Genomic DNA, 19,094 nt, shown 5'->3' with positions numbered 1-19,094 from the left:
AAATTAGCAGGACCACAGCTCGCGAGACTGCCAAATGCTAAGCTTGAAGCACGTCAACGCTCTTCTTCAAACCTTTCGTGAGGCGCGCACCGAGGAAGAGCTCTTCGCCGCGCTTATCAAAGCGACAGAGGTACTGGGGTTCTCGCAGGTGGCAATGGGGCATCATGTCGATCTTGGATCACCGCCTCACGGTGCAATACGGCTTACGAACTACAATCAAGACTGGATCGCGCACGGAATGGATCGCGATTACTTCGCCGATGATCCGATCCATCTCGCAAGCACGAAGACAGTCAACGGCTTCCTGTGGCAGGAAGTTGACCAGATCATCAACCTAACAGCACGTCACAAGCAAGTGCTCGCCGAGGCGGTGGGATTCGGGCTTGGCGCGGGCTTTACTGTCCCTGTCCACTTGCCGGGAGAGTATCATGGCACGTGCAGCTTTGCCGCACCCAGCCTTGATCAACTGCACGAGAACGCGCTGCCGATTGCGCAACTATGTGGCACGTTCGCCTTTGAAGCAGCAAGGCGGATAATGCGCCGGCGCATGAACCTCGAGGACAAGCCAATGCCCGAACTCAGGCCGCGCGAACTGCAAGCTCTCATTCTTGTGGGCCGGGGAAAGACGGATGGCGAGATCGGTGCGATATTGGGCGTCTCGCAAGCCACCGCTCACGGACATGTCGAAGGTGCCAGGCGGGCCTATGGGAACGCTCAGCGCGCTTACATGATAGTGCGCGCCCTATTTGACGGGCAAATCTCGTTTGCTGATTTGCTGCGACGTTGATTGCGAGGAGGGCTTTCGCACGGTGCTCGCTGCGCGCGGTCGAAACGGCTGCGGCCAAACCAATTGCACTACCGCCTCGTAGTTGTCCGGATGAACGCCATCACGTGAGGGAAGGCTCGCCACACTCACCGTTCGATCGCCTTGCTTGAGAGCTACTCTGTAGATCTCCCATGCTTTGGGTACGGAGCGCGGATAAACCCATGTCACCAGACCGGCGCTCAAAGCTCGCCGCAGCCGCACGAGATCGCGGGTTATACTAACAGTATCTCGACTGTTCGACCCCGCAGAGATGATCACCGAATGGTAGTGATCGGCAGGGACCATTTTGATGATGGCAGCGACAGAAGCTCCGATACGAGCCCGTATTTCGCATCCATCTGGCTGTAACGCGGCCAGCGCGGCGGCGATGCCAAGAGCGATGCTGTCGCCAATGATCAGACACGACCCCATAGGATCAAGCGGGGGAGGGGGAGTCGACGGTGAGCGGCTGGGAAGGGGTAGCGACCACGTATCCTCCCAGATTGGAAGTCGGACAGGATTTCACGCTGAATGCTATTATGCTATTCGCGATGTTCGGAAGGAACCGCTCATGCACCCGGAACTCGAGGCCTCGCCGGAAGAGAGTGTGGACCTCACGCGCAAGCGCCCTCGTGTCTCGGCTTCGATGTGGCAGCCTTGGTACGCTAAACTGTGGTGGGGTGCTTCGGCAAGCTACTGGACGGGAAAGCTTATTTCGTTTTGCAATCCCTCCCTTGATGAACTCTACACGAGCGCGGTCGCTGGCTATCTCAATCTCGTCTTCTATCCGGTAACCGCGTTCATGGTGCTTGGTGTAGGTTTCCTTCGCGCCTGGATGGACTTCAATGGTTGGGAATGGGGACCACCCACTGGCGATCAGCTGTTTCCCAAGCGATCGGTGGGAGGATTTCGTGATCCGATGGCAGACCCTCTTGATCCGCGATCGCCATCCCACTGGCGCTACCTCGACGACATCAAATAGTGTCATTTGTCGCGACGTTCTTTGAAACTCGACTCCCCATCGAAGGGGCTTCCGCGAACGTCTGTCGAGAATGATCCGCTCCTAAGCACCGACGACTGTTCGATTGATGTGAGAGGTCCTGTTATATCTGCAGTTCCTCGGCCGGCATCGGCATCTTGCAGATAACGATTTCGCAGTCCGTCGCGCCCAAGAATTTCGTCCGACAGGCTGTTGCTAAAAGCATGCTCGGGCTGGCTTGAGCGCGCCGCAGCGCGCTCTGCGGTCGCGATTGCTTCTCGAACGTCATAGTTCATGATATCAAGTGTGGCGCCTGCGTTTTCGGATGTCGTGCCTCGGTCGGTGCTCGTGAAGCCGAGAGAGCCACCGGCTCCACCGCTTACCGCGCTTCCCTCTCCCTTTCCGCCCGACTTACCGGATACTCGCTGAGCATTGGCAGAGACTGACGCGTTTATGTCTGTCCCCATCGAGGTGGAGTCTGTTGATTTCCGTTGAGAGTTGACCCGGGAGGGGCATAAATTTCCACTGAGAAGTGACCCATGTTCTGACCTTCCCCCTGGCTGATGCGTCGGGGGACATTGGAGTGATCGACATGGCGTTACTGAGCGTAATCCGGCGCTGGCATTTTCGTGAGGGGATGCCGATCCGGGAGATTGAGCGACGGACCGGACTGTCGCGCAACACGATCCGCAAGTACCTTCGGGCGGGCACGGTTGAGCCCAGGTTCAAGGTTCCCGAACGGCCAAGCAAGCTGGACCCGTTCGCAGGGAAGCTGGCGGGTTGGCTGCGGATCGAGGCTGGTCGCTCGCGCAAGCAGCGGCGCACGGTCAAGCAGCTGCACGCCGATCTCGTCGCCCTGGGCTTCGATGGCTCCTACGGACGTGTTGCGGCCTTTGCGCGCAGTTGGAAGGCCGACCGCCAGCGTGATGCCCAGACCAGCGGGCGCGGGACCTTCGTGCCGCTGGTGTTTCAGCCTGGCGAAGCGTTCCAGTTCGACTGGAGCGAGGATTGGGCGATCATTGCCGGCAAGCAGACCAAGCTACAGGTGGCGCACACCAAGCTGTCGCACAGCCGGGCGTTCATCGTCAGGGCCTATCTGCTCCAGACCCACGAGATGCTGTTCGATGCGCTGACGCAGGCGTTCCGGGTGCTGGGCGGTGTGCCGCAGCGCGGGATCTTTGATAACATGAAGACCGCGGTTGATCGGATCGGCAGTGGCAAGGCACGGCAGGTCAACGCCCGGTTCGCGGCGCTGGCCAGCCATTACCTGTTCGAGCCCGAGTTCTGTAACCCGGCCTCGGGGTGGGAGAAGGGGCAGGTCGAGAAGAACGTCCAGGATGCCCGTCGCCGGCTGTGGCAGCCGATACCCAGCTTTGCGGATATCGATGCGCTCAATGCCTGGCTCGAGGAGCAATGCATCGCCCAGTGGAGCCATATCCCCCACGGCGCGCTACCCGGCAGCATCGCCGATATGCATGCCGCGGAGGTCGCCAGCCTGATGCCGCTGGGGCGGCCCTTCGACGGCTTCGTCGAGCATACCAAGCGGGTATCGCCGACCTGCCTCGTAAACTTCGAGCGCAACCGGTACTCAGTGCCGGCCTCCTTCGCCAACCGCCCGGTGAGTCTGCGAGTTTATCCGGACCGTATCGTCATCGCCGCCGAGGGGCGGATCCTGTGCGAGCATGGGCGGATCATCGCCCGCTCACATCATCTGCCGGGACGGATCGTCTATGACTGGCGGCACTATCTGGCGGTGATCCAGCGTAAGCCCGGTGCTTTGCGCAACGGCGCGCCGTTTACCGAGATGCCCGATGCGTTCCGCCAGTTGCAGGGGCATCTTCTCAAGCGCCCGGGCGGCGATAGGGAGATGGTCGAGATACTCTCGCTTGTGCTGCACCACGACGAACAGGCGGTGTTGGGCGCCGTCGAGCTGGCGCTGGAGGGCGGTGTTCCGACCAAGATCCACGTGCTCAACATCCTGCATCGGCTGACCGATGGCAAGGCGCCGCCAGCATCACCGATCGATGCGCCGCAAGCCCTGCGCCTTGCCCAGGAACCGCTCGCCGACGTCGGCCGCTATGATAACCTGCGGGAGCTGCGCCGTGCGTCATGATCCCGCCAGCGCTGCCGTCGAGGTCATGCTGCGCGGTCTCAAGATGTACGGCATGGCCCAGGCAGTGAGCGATCTCATCGCCCAGGGCGCCCCGGCCTTCGATGACGCCGTGCCGATCCTCTCCCAGCTGCTCAAGGCCGAGATGGCGGAACGCGAAGTGCGATCCATCGCCTATCAGATCAAGGCGGCCCGGTTCCCGGCCTACAAGGACCTCGCCGGGTTCGACTTTGCTTCCAGCGAGGTCAATGAAGCCCTGGTCCGCCAGCTCCATCGCGGCGAGTTCATCGACGGCGCCGATAATGTCGTGCTGATCGGCGGCCCCGGCACGGGCAAGACCCACATGGCCACCGCGCTCGGTATCCAGGCCGTGGAACACCACCGCAGGAAGGCCCGGTTCTTCTCCACCGTCGACCTGGTCAACATGCTCGAACAGGAAAAGGCCATGAACAAGGCTGGCCAGCTTGCCGAGCGCCTGCTGCGCCTCGACCTCGTCATCCTCGATGAGCTTGGATACCTGCCGTTCAGCCCGTCAGGCGGCGCCCTGCTGTTCCACTTGCTCTCCAAGCTCTACGAGCAGACCAGCGTGATCATCACCACCAACCTCAGCTTCAGCGAATGGGCTGGCGTGTTCGGCGATGCCAAGATGACCACCGCGCTGCTCGACCGGCTCACCCACCACTGCCACATCCTGGAAACCGGCAACGACAGCTTCCGGTTCAGGGCGAGTTCTGCCGCACCCAAAACCAGAAAGGAAAAATCACCAGCTTGACCCACATCCCGCAACGCGGGAGACACACATCCACCAGGGTCACTTCTCGATGAAAATCCCGGGTCAACTCTCAACGGAAATCAACACCGCAAGCGGCCTGAAGGAGATCGACATCCTCATCCTGGCGTCGGGCTTCGATGCCCTGACCGGGGCAATCCTGAAGGTTGATATCCGCGGGGTCGGCGGGGTTGCCTTGAGGGATCGCTGGGCGGACGGGCCACGGGATTATCTCGGATTCGTCTGTGCCGATTTCCCCAATTTCTTCATGGTCAACGGCCCGCACTGCGCCGCCGGGAATTTCGTGCTCATCGCCGAACACATGGTCGACTGGATTTTCCGGTTGATCGACTTCGCCGTGGAACGGCGCATCGTCGCAATCGACACGACGCCCGAAGCAGAAGACCGCTGGCTGAACCAGGTCAGCGAGATCGCTTCTCAGGCCATCGCGTCCTCAGGCTGCGACAGCTGGTTCAACGGCGGCAATATTCCCGGAAAGCGGAAGCAGTTGCTGACCTATTTCGGCGGACAGGGAGAGTTTGCCAAGCTGGCGGACGGCATCGCGGAAGCGGGCTATCCCGGCTTCGAGTTCACCCAGGAGGCCAGCGCCGCCATGGCGGCGCATTTGGCGTAGATGGCGGTCGTGCGGTGCAATTTCGCGCAGAAGATGACCGGAACGTGCAGGCAATCGCTAGGATCGGATTTAGCATGAGCCGATATCGGCACGGAACTGATAAGCCAGGATTAGGGGGACGATGAACGCTGATAAGCCCAATGCCGGCATTGAATCACGGGAGTTCGATTCCCGCTATGAGTGGCGCGCGGTTCTCCTGCTCAGCGCAGCCTTCGGCCTGGTCGGCTTGGATCGATGGATCATAGCGCCGCTCGCCCCGGCGATCATCGCAGATCTTGGCCTGGCTCCCCAGCATATAAACTTCCTGGTCGCGATCCTGGGGGTCACCTGGGGCATCGCTGCCGTGCTGATGGGCGGCCTGTCCGACCGCATCGGCCGGCGGGCGGTCCTCCTTCCGGCGATCGTCATCTTCTCCCTCGCATCGGGCTTCAGCGCGCTCGCGTCCGGCCTGATGACCTTCGCGATCATTCGGGGGACGATGGGCGTCGCCGAGGGCGCGTTCGCACCGGCTAGCTTCGCCGCGACTGCCGAAGCCTCACATCACAATCGCCGTGGCTTCAATCAGGGTCTCCAGCAAGCGAGTTTCGCTCTGTTCGGTCTTGGTTTCGGGCCGATCCTCGCCACGCAGCTTCTGACGGTCATGTCCTGGCGCGCCATATTCCTGATCGTCGCCATCCCCGGTCTGATCCTGTCCGCGCTGCTGGCGGCAATCATCCGCGAACCTCATCAAAACAACGTCGCCCGTGCACCGCAGGCCAGCCCGGTACCTTTCGCTGTCGTCCTTCGGCACCGCAATGTCCCGCTGGGCATGGCCGGATTGCTCTGTGCGATGTGCGGTATATTCGTGCTCAGCGCGAACATACCGCTCTATCTGACGACCGAACTTGGACTGTCGTCCACCGACATGGGGCTGGTGACCTCCGCGATCGGGTTCGGAGGGTTTGTCGGGCAGTGGGGGCTCGCTTGGCTTTCAGATCATTTCGGACGGCGGACGATGGCCGCTTCGGGGTTCGCCGGCGGAGCGGTGTTTCTGATCGCCTTCATGCAGGCGGGGCCCAATGTCGGCTTGCTCTTTGGCTTGCTGTTCTTCTGCACCGCCTTCAGTTTCGGGCTGTTGTCGCTGTTGACCGGTCCGGTCGCCACGGAGGCCGCGCCGCCGGGCATGATATCGACAGCGGCAGGGCTGATCATCGGATCGGGGGAGATTTTCGGCGGCGGGCTGGCCCTGGTTGTAGCCGGTGCGATCATCGCCGAGTGCGGGATCGGAGCAATGCTCTACCTGGCGTTGTGCGGTATGATCGCCGGTGCCGTGCTAATGCTGTTCCTCGTCGAGACCGCACCGCGCAAACTGGCCCGGGAATCTTGATCCAATGGCTTATTTCGCCTTCATGGGGATCGATCGGATCGGCAGCGGGCCAGTACGAGAGCGCTCCCGCGATGCGCATCGAGCCCATCTCCGCACACGTCATGCCGATTGCACCTTCGTGTCGGGAGGGCCGTTGCTCGATACTGTCGCAGGCGAGATGGTGGGATCGCTGCTGATCTTCGAAGCGGCATCGCGCGCGGATGTCGAACGGGTCATCGCAGGCGATCCGTATATACTTGCCGACCTTTTCGTGCGGACAGAGCTACATGTCCTCCATTGGACAGTCGGGGCACCGCCGGCCCACGCAGGATCATGCTTGAACAAACGGAGGGGATAGCCATTACCTTGAGCGACATAGCCAGCATGGAAGCGATACATCTGATCAAGGCGCGCTATTGCCGTTACTGCGACACCGGACAACCGGGGGAACTGGCGGATCTGTTCAGCGAGAACGCCATTTTCGATGTCCGCGCGGCTGCATCGATAGAGCCGCCGACGGACGGGGTATTCGCCGAAATAGGCTATCAGGTGGGGCGCAAGAACATCCGCGACACGATTGCGCTGATGCTGAGCAACCTTTCATCGTCGGTGCACCATTGTCACATGCCGGAGATCGAGCTGACCTCGCCCACCACCGCAAAGGCGATCTGGGCGATGGAGGACCGGATCCAGCTTCGCACCGGTCCGATCAAATCCATGCATGGCTTTGGGCACTATCACGAGACATATATTATCGAGGATGCCACATGGCGCATAGAGACATTGCGGCTGACGCGCCTTCGCGTGGATATCGTTCCGGCCGAATGATCGGCCGCCGACTCATGCCGGGAAATGATTTCACCATCCGCTCGGGACCGGATCGCGCGCGACGTGAACTTGAGGCTCGCGGGCTCGATCCCAGCATGCTGCTTCGTCAGCGCTTCGCGATTATCAATCTGTGGCGCCCAATTCCGGGCCGACAGGTGAACGCCAGTATTCGCTGCGCGTTCGCCTGCGGCGCCGCGATTAACGGCCAGACCAGACCGGTTTGCGCTTGTCGATGAAGGCCTGGAAGCCCTCCTTGGCATCATCGGAATTGGTGATCTGGTCGGTTATCTCCGCCTGCCGCTTCCACCGCTCATCGGTCGACCAGGTGGCGGAGTTCCGGATGACCTCCTTGGCGCCGGCGAGGGCGACGGGGGCATTGGCCGCGATCCGGCGGGCCAGATCGAGGGCGACGGTCAGCGCCTCTCCCGGTTCGGCGATGCGATTGACGATACCGACCGCATGGAGGCGCTCTGCCGGGAGCGGGTCGCCGATGAGGTTGAGCTCCATCGCCAGTTGAACGGGGGCCCGTGAAAGGTTCAGCAAGCCCCCACCCGCTGCGGCGAGCCCCACCTTGGTTTCGGGAAGACCGATCTTCGCCCCCGCGGCGGCGACGATCAGATCGCACGCCAGCGCCATTTCGAAGCCGCCGCCGATCGCCAGCCCCTCGATCGCCGCGATAAGAGGTTTGCGCGAGGGCTTTTCGACAATCCCCGCGAACCCACGACCGCCGGCCCGCGGCACGCCGTCGACGAGGAAGCCTTTGACATCCGCTCCCGCCGAAAAACGGCCACCCGCGCCGGTGAGGATGCCAACCGCGAGAGTGTCGTCATTGTCCAATTCATCCATCGCCGCGGCGATGCCCTCGGCCATGGCCTTGGTGATCGAATTGAGCCTGTCTGGCCGGTTCAAGGTCACGATCAGGATCGCGCCGTCTCGAGCTGTCACGACGGGTTGTTCGGTCATCCGTATCTCTCCATCCTTCGAAATATCGTTCTGCGGGATTATTGAGGGGTGCCCGCCTCAGCCAGCCTGACGAGCTCCTCGCGCAGCGTCTTTCGGTCGATCTTGCCATTCGCCAAGAGGGGGAGGGACGATCGAAAATAGACCTGTTTCGGAATCTTGACGCTGGAAATCCGCTGCTTGAGGAAGCTGGACAGCCCTTCGCCTGATGTTTTGGCGACATCGCGCACCTGCACGATCGCGTGGACTGCTTCGCCGTACAGCGCGTCGGGAACCCCGCCGACGAACGCCATCACGACGTCGGCATGTTCCTCGAGCGCGATCTCCACCTCGGACGGGAGGATATTATACCCGCCCGAGCGGATCATCTCCTTGCTGCGGCCGACGATGGCGATGTTGTCGCCCTTGAAAATGCCCAGGTCACCGGTTCGAAACCAGCCATCCTCGGTAAAGGCGGCCCGTGTCGCGTCCGGCTTGTTCCAATAGCCGAGCATGATCTGCGGCCCTTTGAGTTGGATTTCCCCCGGCGCATCCTCGCCGTCTGCGCGGACGATGCGGACCTCGACCCGGGGATGTGGCCGGCCGACCGTCGAGCAGATTTCGAGGTCGCCGTCTTTCTCCGTCGAGAAGGTTATCGTCCCGCTGGCTTCGGTCATGCCGTAGGAGACGGCCAGCACCTTGCAGTAACGCCGCATCACGGCGACGGACGAGGTGGGCAGGGGGCCGGCCCACCAGAGAAATTCCAGGCTGCTGAGGTCATAGCGATCGAGCAGGCCGCTCTCGACCAGTCGCTGGATCATCGTCGGTATGCACAGGACCAGGGTAACGCGATGCCGCTCGATTGCGGACAGCAGCAATTCGGAATCGAAGCGGGGCACCTGCACAAGCGCTCCGCCCACCATAAGGATCGCCGCCATCTCGCACAGAACATATCCGACATGGTCGATGGGAAGTTGCGAAATCGCTCGCGGGCGGCGCAGGGCCGACTGTTCGATATAGGCTTTAGCCGAGATAATCAGATTTGCATGGGATAACAGGGCGCCCTTCGGTGCGCCCGTAGATCCCGACGTGTAGATGATCGCCACGGGGTCATTCTCCGTGACGTCATTGGGCAACTTTGCTGGGGGTGCATCACCGGCCACGAGGCGCGTGAACTCGGGTGAAAGTGCCTGGCCGGAAGCAGAAAAGATGAAGGGGACCGGTCCCGCGGCATCCTTGCTCACCGCGGACACCAACTGCCCGTAATCTTTGCCGTCGAGAATGTCCGCGGAGAAAATGAAGCCGGGCTTTGCATCGTCCATGATATAGGCGAGTTCGGGCTGAGCCAGGCGCGTGCTCAGCCCGAGATAGATGGCGCCGATCTTTGCGCAGGCGAGGAAGGTGATGACGACTTCGGCCCGAGCGTTCGAAAGGATGGCGACACGATCGCCCTTCCCGATGCCTTTGCCGACGAGAAACGCGGCCATGCAGTCGACCATGGCCGCAAGCGAACCATAGTCGATGCTTTGGGCATCGTTGACGATGGCATCGAAGCCGGCGGCATGCTGAGCGTTATGGTCAAAAATATCGCCGATCGTTTCGCCCGGCGCAATTGCTGCAGCTTTCCTCATCGGTCCTGAACCTCTGCTTTATCGAGCTTTGCCGCTCGTTCCTCAATAAATCCCACTTTGGCCTGGTCGTCCGCCTGCTCGGCCATTGGGCCCCATGCTCAGCGCCCGCGCAGCCCCTATCGACCAACGCGATCTGAGCGCGAGCCACTCGCGCTTCAGACGACCCAGGATCGTTGCCGGCGCCATCAGATCGACGCCGATCGCTGCGGATTCCATGTTGAAGTCGGCCGCCGCCCGGCGATCCCTGGAGAAAGCGTCGACCAGTATTTTCCGTTGTTCCAGGCCGGGCGACGCGATCGACTGGGCGATTGCGTGCGCAGCGCTGGCCGCATCGATGATTCCGGAATTCAGGCCACGGCCGCCAAAGGGCGGAAACAGGTGCGCGGCCTCGCCGACCAGCAGCACCCGCCGGTGTGTGTCGGTGAAGTGCTCTGCGACGAGTTGATAGAAGCGATAGGTCGATACCCACGCTATCTTGTCGCAATAGCGTGCGTCCATCACGGACGGCAGCCAGGCGCGAATTTCCTCTGGCGTGCTCAAGCGGCGCAACTCTTCGTCGTTGCGTGCCTCGATATCCAGGCGCCATCCGCCCTTGAACGGGATCATCAGTACATTGCGCTGGCCCACCCCAGGATGCGCATAGTGGAAGGTAAGTTCCTTACGCGCGGGCTCCTCATCGAGCTCGTCGAGATCTATGATCACCCAGCGTGAATCCGATGTGTTGCCGATCAGCTTGATGCCGGCCGTCTTCCGAACGACCGACTTCGACCCATCGGCGCCGACGACGAAATCCGCCATGACGGAATCACGACCCTCGAACGCGATCTCGACACCGTGATCGTCCACGTGAACGCCCGCTACCGGAGCGCTCCAATAGGTTTCAATGCCCGCCGCGCGGCAAGCGTCGCGCAACGCCGCTTCGGTTACCGCCTGTGGTACGCTCGTGCCAAAAATCTGCCGTTTACGCTCGTCATATTCTTTGACGAAGAACTGGCGGCCACGGTAGAAATATCGCCTCGCATCCCAGACAAGGCCCTGGTCGATGAGGGTCTGCCGCATCCCCGGCGCCATCTGATCGAGTTCCTGGAGGGGCTGATTGTGAATGAAGAGCGCGCGGCTGCCTGGCCGCAGCTTGTCTTCCGCATCCGCCTCGAAAATTACCGGTGTAATCCCTTGCGCCTTGAGGGCGAGAGCGGCTGTCAGCCCGACCGGGCCAGCACCTACCACTGCAACTTGCACCTTCATTCAATATTCTCTTTCTATTCAATCGGATGCGGGCAGATGAGGCGCGACGCCTGGCGCTTGCACCGTCCGTCCGCAATTTTTGTCGAGAAATTCACGAAATGACCGGCCTCCAGTCGGCCTAGCCGCCGTGAGCCGATCTTCGACGATCCTTCTCCCGACCAGCGAATTGAACTCGCCTGGCAATTACGCGCTAAGCTTCTTCCCGCCTCTTCTGTCTCGAAAACAACTGCCGCCCCACGAAGCGAGCCTGGCGTCGCACCCCGATTTATGCCGTGGACCGATATTATCCAGCAAGCGTCATATTGTAAACTAATGTTTGTACTGCTTCGGCCCTTCAATCGCAGCGGAAGCGGCAATATGCCCTTGATAAAGGGATAACGGCGACTCGGGGCGAGCGACGAACATGTGTCACTAGTAATGGAGATTGACAATAGATTCGACCAACTTTAGGCAAGAAATTGAACGGGGCGGCCGCTGCTGGCTCGCGCAAGCGCTTGCGTTGCGCCATAACTCACAAGGCATTTAGGGCAGGTTAGACATGGTGCAGCCGTTCGACATTCCGACCCGCTACAACTTTGCGCGCGACGATTTTGAACGGATTGCGCATGAGCGGCCGGACGATCGCGCACTGCTTTGGATCGGCGGCGATGGGCAGGTGGAGGATCGCAGCTTTTCCGAAATGAGCCTGGCGGGTGCGCGTGCCGCCTCGCTGCTTGCCGCGTGGGGCGTGCGCCGTGGCGACACTGTCCTGATACTTTTGTCGCGCGAGCTGGCGTGGTGGGAGCTGATGCTCGGCTGCCTGCGGCTTGGCGCGATCGCATCACCAGGCACAATCCAGCTCAAGGCGAAGGATATCGCCTACCGCCGCGATGCTTCGGGCGCGCGCTGCATCATAGCATCTGCCGATGTGGCGGATGCCGTCGATGCGGCGTGGGACGGCGATACGACGCGGATCATTGTCGGGTCGAGCCGCGCCGGCTGGACGAGCTATGATGAGGCTTTAGTGGCCGCGGATCCTTTCGACGGATTCGCCGATACCGGATCTGACGAAGACGCTTTCTGTTATTTTTCGAGCGGTACGACCGGTCAGCCGAAAATGGCGGTCCATGGCCATAGCTATGCGCTGGCGCATCGGATCACAGGGTCTTACTGGCTGGGTTTGGGATCCAACGACCTTCACTGGAACGTTTCCGACAACGGATGGGCTAAGGCGGCGTGGAGCAGCCTGTTCGGGCCGTGGCAGCAAGGTGCGGCGATATTCACGCACCAGTCCCGCTCGTTCGATCCGGCGGCGTCGCTGGACATGCTGGAGCGTTTTCCGATCACGACGCTCTGCGCGCCACCGACAGCCTACCGAATGTTTGTCCGAAGCAACCTGAAGGGCAGGACATTCGCCGCGCTTCGCCACTGCGTCAGTGCCGGCGAGCCCTTAAACCCCGAAGTCATCGAATTGTGGAGCGAGACGACCGGACTGGTAATCCACGATGGCTATGGGCAGACCGAAACCGTGCTGCTATGCGGCAATCGGCCGGGCGCTTCGCGGTCCGGTTCCATGGGCAAGCCCGCGCCCCAGTTCGACATGGCGGTCGTGGACGAAGAGGGGGCGCCGATGCCTGCCGGCAAGGAAGGCGACATCGCGCTGCGGGCCGGGGAACCGAGGCCGCCGGGTCTGTTCAAAGGTTATCGCGGCGAGGCGGCCTTGAACGAGAGCGTGTTCCGGAACGGGTGGTATCTTACCGGTGACCGCGCGGTCGTGGACGAAGATGGCTATTTTTGGTTCGTCGGCCGTGCGGACGACGTCATTCTGACCGCTGGCTACAGGATCGGTCCTTTCGAGGTAGAAAGCGCCCTGTTCGAACATCCGGCAGTCGCGGAAAGTGCGGTCGTGGCGAGCCCTGACAAGGAGCGGGGCGAGGTGATCAAGGCGTTCGTCGTTCTGGCGGCCGGCTATCAGGCTTCGCCGGATCTCGTGAAAATCCTGCAGGATCACGTCAAGGCGACCACCGCGCCCTATAAATATCCGCGACGCATCGAATTCGTCGATAGCCTGCCGAAGACGATCAGCGGCAAGATCCGGCGCAAGGAGCTGCGGGACGCTGAATGGGGCCGGCTGGCGAGCGCGTAACGGCCGAAAGGGCCCATGGCCCGCGCCTTGTCCGCGGCAGCATTGTTATGCGGGATTTCGACTCGGTCGTCATGATCCATGACGGTGCCCGACGTGGGCACCATTGATGCGAGGCGAGGTCGGTTAGTGGATGAACCGGCTAAATATCATCAACACTCATTATGATATTAGGGCCGGTCAGGCGATATTCTGGGGTTCGGCCCGGCCAGGAGGGATGGTGTCGAGCCCCTCCGGCGCGGGGGTGCTCCCTCGATGGCTGCACGAAAATACTTATTGCAGTGCGGCATGACGTGGGTTCTGCCTCGTCGAGTTCGGTTATTGAGCGAGCAAATCGGAACTCACCCTCAATCGCCATGCCTGTATTTCCCTTGCCAGTCACAGAAGGTCATATTATAGTACCATTTGCAAGGCGGTCTACGAAGCCGCGGGAGAGTGAATTGGGCGAGGCGCTGGACATGCACGCAGTCGCATCTAACGAATTTCCGCCGTTCACTGCGGCGTATACGCACGGCATCTTGCTTCGGCCGGAGCATACGATCCATGAGTCCAGCGATAGCTTGGGCTGGACGACCCTTTACGCCTCGCGGCAGCACGAGCGGCCCTACAGTGCCGACTTCGCCAGTTGCCATGATCATCTGATCGTCATCCACCTCAGCGGGCCAGTGAACGTGGAACGCCAGCTCAGCGGCGAACGACACCGGACGCGCATTCAGACCGGCGGGATGTTCGTTCTTCCCGGTGGCCGGGATTTTGGCGTCAAGCTCTGCGCGCCGCTCGAGACCATCCATCTCTACATTAAGGGCGATCTACTGACGGCTGCGGCCAGCGAACTGTGTCAGGGCGATCCCGAGGGCATCGAATTGCTGCCGCGCATGGGCGAGCGCGACCCGCTGATAGAACATCTGGGTCGCATGGCCTGCGCGATGATGGCCGATCGCCAGACCGATTTTTTCGCGGACGGCTTGGCACGTGTGATGGCGGCGCAACTGGTCCGGTATCATTCGACTGGCGTCCATGCGCCTCTTTCCTCCGGCAAAGGCCTCAGCTTCCAGCAGCTGGCGGCTGTGCGCGAACTAATAGAGGAGCAGATGGAACAACCTCTTCGGATCGACGATCTGGCCAATGCTGCGGGATTGAGCGCCATACAATTCGCGCGTCAGTTCAAGCTCTCGACCGGGAAGACGCCGCATCAATATCTGATTGAAGCGAGAGTCGCGCGAGCCCGCACCCTGCTCCAAGGGAGAGCCTCGATTGCCCAGATCGCTTTCGAATGCGGGTTCAGCCACCAGGAGCATCTGACTAGAACCTTTGGCCGGCAGTTGGGAGTCACGCCAGCCGCATATCGGCGAAACGCCCTGAGTTGAGGTACGCTCTTGCTAGGCCCGTATCGCTACGGCATGCGCTGAATCACATATGGAAATGCGTGAAAAGATCCAAAATCCGTTGATCTATCCGTCGCTATCGGCCGACATGGGGGCTAAAGCCTTCATCCGGACGATGAGCAATATCGAGAATATCAAACTCCTGAAGGCACGCTACTGCCGGTTTCTCGATCAGCAGATGTGGGATGACTTCGTCGAGTTGTTCACGCCCGGTTGTATGTTCGCGGTGGAGGTCAAGGACCCGGCGCAATGGTCGATTTTCCGGAAAGAGGGCTCAAACCCTGAACCGATTTCGCGCGACCTCTGGATCGCGATGGTGAGCCGGACCATGGCGGACGGGGGTATGAGCGCCCATCATGTCCATTCGCCCGAGATTAGCTTCGTGGATGATAGCAATGCGATCGGGTTCTGGGCGCTGGAGGACCACCTGCTCACCCCCGCGATGAAGTTCCATGGCTGGGGCCGTTACGAGCATCGCCTGATCAGGATCGGGAGCGCATGGAAAATCGCGGCGTGGCGGCTCAGATGGATGCATATAGAGGCTATCTGATGACATCTCGAAATCCTGGCTGGTTTGAAGCTCGGTTCCCAGCGCCGCAAAGCTGGTCGAGCGTTGCCCCTTGTAGGGCTACCGATCCGGGCAGCGTTGATAAGCGATGAGGAGACGGTCATGATCCCATCCGAAGAACTGCCCCTGGATCCGGATCTGCCGATCATCGATGCCCATCACCACCTGTGGGAGCGGGCGCCGCTAGAGGGCTATATGCCTTACACGATAGATCAGTTCGCCGACGAAATCCTAAGATCGGGGCACAATGTCATAGCAAGTGTCTATAACGACTCTTTGGTCGGATACCGAACGTCGGGACCCGAGCATCTGCGCGTCGTCGGCGAGGTGGAATCTGTCGAAAAGACCGTCGCCGGCTATGCCCGCCGCAATGGCAGACTTCCGGGCCTGTGCGCAGGCATCGTCGGCACCGCAAATTTGACCATGGGTCGCGCCGTCGAGGAGGTGTTGGACGAGTTCGCTGCTGTTTCACCCCGTTTCCGAGGCATTCGGCATATGACCGCTTTCGCCGATGAGCTGCCCAATTGGGGGTGCGACCAGGGGCAGGTGATGCTGCGGCCGTCGTTCAAGGAAGGTCTGGCCGCACTCGCCCGCAAAGGAATGACCTTCGATGCCTGGCTGTTCCAGGATCAACTGCTGGAGGTCGTCGATATTGCCAATGCGGTTCCCGATGTCGTCATCATCGTCAATCATCTGGGCGGGCCCAGAGGTACCGGGCGCTATCAGGGCCGCCTCAAGGAGGCCTTCGCCGATTGGAAGACAAATCTGGAAGCGGTTGCTACCTGCCCCAACGTCATAATAAAGCTCGGTGGCATGAACATCGTTACGACGGGGATGGCTGTCCAGAGTGCGGCAGAGGCGAACGAGTTGCACCGCCGGCATATATTGACGGCGATTGATCTGTTTGGCCCGGATCGATGCATGTTTGAAAGCAACGCGCCCGTCGACTCGCAAATTATCTCCTACGGGAATTTGTGGAACAGCTTCAAGCGCATAACCGCCGATTTTTCCGTCTCCGATCGTACCAAGCTGTTCTCGCAAACCGCCGCTTCGATTTATCGGATAGAGTTGAATTCTGAGAGCTGAGGAGAATCGCCTGACCTCAAGCGTTACGGAGCCTCCGACATGTCGGGCTATGCGACCGGCCGCTGGTCGAGTTCGGCATCACGCGGGAACTACCGGGGATTCGCCGCTCGCCAGCCAAGGCCAATGGCTTTCACTGTGCGATTATGCCGAAGAAAGTTGGATTTGTGCAGGACGGTCGGCGGGTTCGCCCGCATGGTGCAATAGGCGTAGTGAGTTGGTTATTTGATTCCTGGTTTTCTTAGCACAGCAATCACATCGATGATCCAAAGAACAAAAGTGGGGGAGGAGTGAAATGAACTTCTATAGCGGCTTCATGCTGGCGAGAATCGGGCGTCCTTATGCCTTGGGAGCTTCTGCGCTGGCACTTTTCGCGGCATCTTCAGGAACCGCTTTCGCTGCCATGCAAAGTGATGCCGCGGCATCGCCGGCCGCCGCTGCGGCGGCCGGCGACAATGCGGATGTCGGCGAGATCGTCGTGACCGCCCAGCGTCGCGCGGAATCGCTCGAGGCTGTTCCGATCGCGATCACGTCGATCGGCGGCGGCGGGCTCGCCAAATCGTCGGTCACCAGCACGGGTCAGCTGGCCCAGGTCGTGCCCGGCCTGCGCTTCGATTATTCGGCCAGCTTCGCCCAGCCGACCATCCGCGGCGTCGGCACCGCTGCGGTCGGCCCCGGCCTGAACTCGAACATCGCGACCTATGTCGACGGCTTCTATATTTCGAGTCCGTTCAGCACCGACTTCAAACTGCTAGATGTCGACAATGTCAGCGTGCTGAAAGGCCCCCAGGGTACGCTGTTCGGCCGCAATGCGACCGGCGGGGCCATCCTGGTGACGACCAAGAAGCCAACCTTTCAGACGACCGGCAACATCATGGCGAGCTACGAACGCTTCAACCATCCGAGCGTCGGTGGCTTCCTGTCGACCGGTCTGACCGAGAAGGTGGCCGTGAGCATCACGGCAGCTTATGAGCGCGGCGACAACTTCTACAAGAATATCTTCACCGGCGACGACAATCCGGGCAAATTCCACAGCCTGAGCTTCAAGTCCAAGATATTGTGGGAGGTCTCCGACGCGACCGATGTCATGCTGAGCTACCAGCATACGGATGTCAGCGATCCGACGTCCGCGATGTATAATGCCTATCAGGGTCTAACCATCGACGCCTTCATTCCGGGATCGGTGATCGCATCGAAGCGCGGCGATATTTCGTCGGACTACGATCCTAGATTCAAGCTCAATGTCGACGGTGCCTACCTCACGGCCGACACGGATTTAGGCTTTGGGAAGCTGACCTCCTACTCGATGTATCGCGATCAGAGGACGCTGTCAGCCAACGACAACGATGCGGCAAGCGCCAGCGTGTTCAACGTTTTATACCGCAATCAACAGAAGTCAGCGTCCCAGGAATTCGTCCTGACGTCGCCCCAAGATACATCGCGTCGATTGAGCTGGGTGCTGGGCGCCAACTATTTCTATGATAAGGATGCTCAGCAATTCTATGCCGGTGCGCCCCTTGCGCTCGGGCTCGTTCACCAGCAGACAAGCAAATCCTTCGCCTTTTTTGGAGATGCGACCTACGAACTGGCCGACAAGTTGTTTCTGACCGGTGGTCTTCGGTACAGCAGCGAGAAGCGCTTGGCGGACTATCTGGTCCAGAGCACGGCGTTCGGCACGCCCGGCGCCAATGACAGCGCGTCGAAGACCTTCAACAGTCTGACGCCGCGCGCGGTCATCCGCTACGAGCTCGCGCCTCGCACTAGCGTCTACGCGTCCTTCTCGAAGGGCTTCAAATCGGGCGCGTTCAACACCTTCTCGATCGACCTCACCACGCCGGTCAAGCCTGAGAAACTGACGGCCTATGAGGTCGGATTTAAGACGGCGTCACGCAACGTGCGCTTCAGCACGGCCGGCTATTATTACGATTATACCAACCTTCAGCTCGCCTCCTACACGTCGACGACCGTGACGTTGAAGAATGCCGCGCGGGCGGAAGTGTACGGCGTCGAAGGCGACGTGTCGGTCAATCCGGTCGAGGGGCTCGAGATCAGGGTCGCGGGCGCCTACACCCATGCGCGGTTCAAGAAGTTCTTGGGTGCCCCGGCCCAGGTTCAATGTCTCGACCTCGTGTCCTGCGGAGCGTTTTTCGGCCTGTTCATCACGACGCCGATCGATGCGAGCGGTTTCACGATGCCGCGTTCGCCGAAATTCAGCGGCAACGTGACCGTCAACTATACGCGGCCCCTGGCCGGCGGTGAGATCGCGTTCTCGGCCAATTACTACCGCACCTCGAAGATCTTTTTCGATCCGGCGGAGCAGTTCGGGCAGGGCGCTTATGGCCTGTTGAATCTGCGCGTTGGATATACTCTGCCGGACGGGCATACTTCCTTTGCCGTGTACGGGACGAACGTGACCGACAAGAAATATGTGAACCAGCTGACGCCGGTCAATTTCTCGATCGCGCAGAATTACGGGCAGCCGGCGGTCTACGGCATCTCGGCTTCCTATAAATTCTGACAGCGAGCCAGTCAGTCCGATATGCGACGCCGCGTCGCCCTCGGACTGACTGGCTCGCCTGTCGGTGTTCGGCCGGACAAGGGAGCAGACGCTAACTCTTCGGTTGTCACGACGGCGTCGTCACGACCCCAAG

17 protein-coding genes are annotated in these 19,094 nt (G+C 60.7%); 13 read left to right on the top strand and 4 right to left on the bottom strand.

The window, feature by feature from the left end; translation table 11 throughout:
- Window positions 1–43 precede the first annotated feature (43 nt).
- Both BSL82_RS04450 and BSL82_RS04445 read left to right on the top strand, forming a co-directional pair.
- The gene (locus BSL82_RS04450; RefSeq protein WP_158010680.1) at window positions 44–787 is read left to right on the top strand and encodes a helix-turn-helix transcriptional regulator; all 744 of its coding nucleotides are present in this window, start codon (window positions 44–46) and stop codon (window positions 785–787) included.
- 589 nt (window positions 788–1,376) lie between these two features.
- Complete coding sequence (locus tag BSL82_RS04445; protein ID WP_072596212.1) at window positions 1,377–1,787, top strand: hypothetical protein; 411 nt, start codon at window positions 1,377–1,379, stop codon at window positions 1,785–1,787.
- 2 nt (window positions 1,788–1,789) lie between these two features.
- Here BSL82_RS04445 and BSL82_RS20910 read toward each other — a convergent pair whose 3' ends face one another.
- Window positions 1,790–2,080 (bottom strand): hypothetical protein, encoded by a 291-nt coding sequence (locus BSL82_RS20910; RefSeq protein ID WP_226998618.1) that lies wholly within the window; start codon window positions 2,078–2,080, stop codon window positions 1,790–1,792.
- Window positions 2,081–2,376: 296 nt separating this feature from the next.
- Here BSL82_RS20910 and istA point away from each other — a divergent pair, with 296 nt between their 5' ends.
- The 6 genes from istA to BSL82_RS04415 all read left to right on the top strand — a co-directional run bounded on the left by istA (window position 2,377) and on the right by BSL82_RS04415 (window position 7,470).
- Window positions 2,377–3,897: an IS21 family transposase gene (istA, locus tag BSL82_RS04440; RefSeq protein ID WP_072598586.1), complete on the top strand. Its 1,521-nt coding sequence runs from the start codon at window positions 2,377–2,379 to the stop codon at window positions 3,895–3,897.
- Complete coding sequence (gene istB / locus BSL82_RS04435; protein ID WP_072596180.1) at window positions 3,887–4,666, top strand: IS21-like element helper ATPase IstB; 780 nt, start codon at window positions 3,887–3,889, stop codon at window positions 4,664–4,666. Before istA ends, istB begins: the two co-directional genes overlap by 11 nt.
- 49 nt (window positions 4,667–4,715) lie before the next feature.
- Window positions 4,716–5,297, top strand: coding sequence for an NAD(P)/FAD-dependent oxidoreductase (locus BSL82_RS04430; RefSeq protein ID WP_072596211.1), 582 nt, complete (start codon window positions 4,716–4,718; stop codon window positions 5,295–5,297).
- 121 nt (window positions 5,298–5,418) lie between these two features.
- Window positions 5,419–6,663 carry an MFS transporter gene (locus BSL82_RS04425; RefSeq protein WP_226998617.1) on the top strand — a complete coding sequence of 415 codons (1,245 nt, stop codon included), beginning with the start codon at window positions 5,419–5,421 and terminating at the stop codon, window positions 6,661–6,663.
- Between the two features lie 4 nt (window positions 6,664–6,667).
- Window positions 6,668–7,000, top strand: a complete 333-nt coding sequence (locus BSL82_RS21725) for a YciI family protein (protein WP_072596210.1) — start codon at window positions 6,668–6,670, stop codon at window positions 6,998–7,000.
- Window positions 6,976–7,470, top strand: coding sequence for a nuclear transport factor 2 family protein (locus BSL82_RS04415; protein WP_072596209.1), 495 nt, complete (start codon window positions 6,976–6,978; stop codon window positions 7,468–7,470). Before BSL82_RS21725 ends, BSL82_RS04415 begins: the two co-directional genes overlap by 25 nt.
- 198 nt (window positions 7,471–7,668) lie before the next feature.
- Here BSL82_RS04415 and BSL82_RS04410 read toward each other — a convergent pair whose 3' ends face one another.
- From BSL82_RS04410 to BSL82_RS04400, 3 genes are read right to left on the bottom strand one after another with little or no spacing between them, the layout of a single operon-like run.
- Window positions 7,669–8,433, bottom strand: a complete 765-nt coding sequence (locus tag BSL82_RS04410; protein ID WP_072596208.1) for a crotonase/enoyl-CoA hydratase family protein — start codon at window positions 8,431–8,433, stop codon at window positions 7,669–7,671.
- Window positions 8,434–8,471: 38 nt separating this feature from the next.
- Entirely contained in the window at window positions 8,472–10,040 is a 1,569-nt protein-coding gene (locus BSL82_RS04405) for a class I adenylate-forming enzyme family protein (protein ID WP_072596207.1), read from the bottom strand.
- Between the two features lie 42 nt (window positions 10,041–10,082).
- Window positions 10,083–11,285, bottom strand: coding sequence for an FAD-dependent oxidoreductase (locus BSL82_RS04400; RefSeq protein ID WP_072596206.1), 1,203 nt, complete (start codon window positions 11,283–11,285; stop codon window positions 10,083–10,085).
- A 538-nt stretch (window positions 11,286–11,823) separates the two neighbouring features.
- On the opposite strand from BSL82_RS04400, the gene BSL82_RS04395 reads away from it, so the two are divergent.
- From BSL82_RS04395 to BSL82_RS04375, 5 genes are all read left to right on the top strand, one after another.
- On the top strand, window positions 11,824–13,410 hold the full coding sequence (locus tag BSL82_RS04395; protein WP_072596205.1) for an AMP-binding protein: 1,587 nt from the start codon (window positions 11,824–11,826) through the stop codon (window positions 13,408–13,410).
- Window positions 13,411–13,847: 437 nt separating this feature from the next.
- Window positions 13,848–14,774: a helix-turn-helix domain-containing protein gene (locus BSL82_RS04390; protein ID WP_226998616.1), complete on the top strand. Its 927-nt coding sequence runs from the start codon at window positions 13,848–13,850 to the stop codon at window positions 14,772–14,774.
- A gap of 55 nt (window positions 14,775–14,829) precedes the next feature.
- Window positions 14,830–15,342, top strand: coding sequence for a nuclear transport factor 2 family protein (locus BSL82_RS04385; protein WP_158010678.1), 513 nt, complete (start codon window positions 14,830–14,832; stop codon window positions 15,340–15,342).
- Window positions 15,343–15,462: 120 nt separating this feature from the next.
- Complete coding sequence (locus BSL82_RS04380) at window positions 15,463–16,446, top strand: amidohydrolase family protein (RefSeq protein ID WP_072596203.1); 984 nt, start codon at window positions 15,463–15,465, stop codon at window positions 16,444–16,446.
- Between the two features lie 400 nt (window positions 16,447–16,846).
- On the top strand, window positions 16,847–18,961 hold the full coding sequence (locus BSL82_RS04375; protein WP_226998615.1) for a TonB-dependent receptor: 2,115 nt from the start codon (window positions 16,847–16,849) through the stop codon (window positions 18,959–18,961).
- Window positions 18,962–19,094 lie beyond the last annotated feature (133 nt).

Origin of the sequence: Tardibacter chloracetimidivorans (assembly GCF_001890385.1) — a bacterium.
GTDB classification, from domain to species: Bacteria; Pseudomonadota; Alphaproteobacteria; order Sphingomonadales; family Sphingomonadaceae; genus Tardibacter; species Tardibacter chloracetimidivorans.
This window is presented reverse-complemented; position numbering and strand designations above follow the sequence as displayed.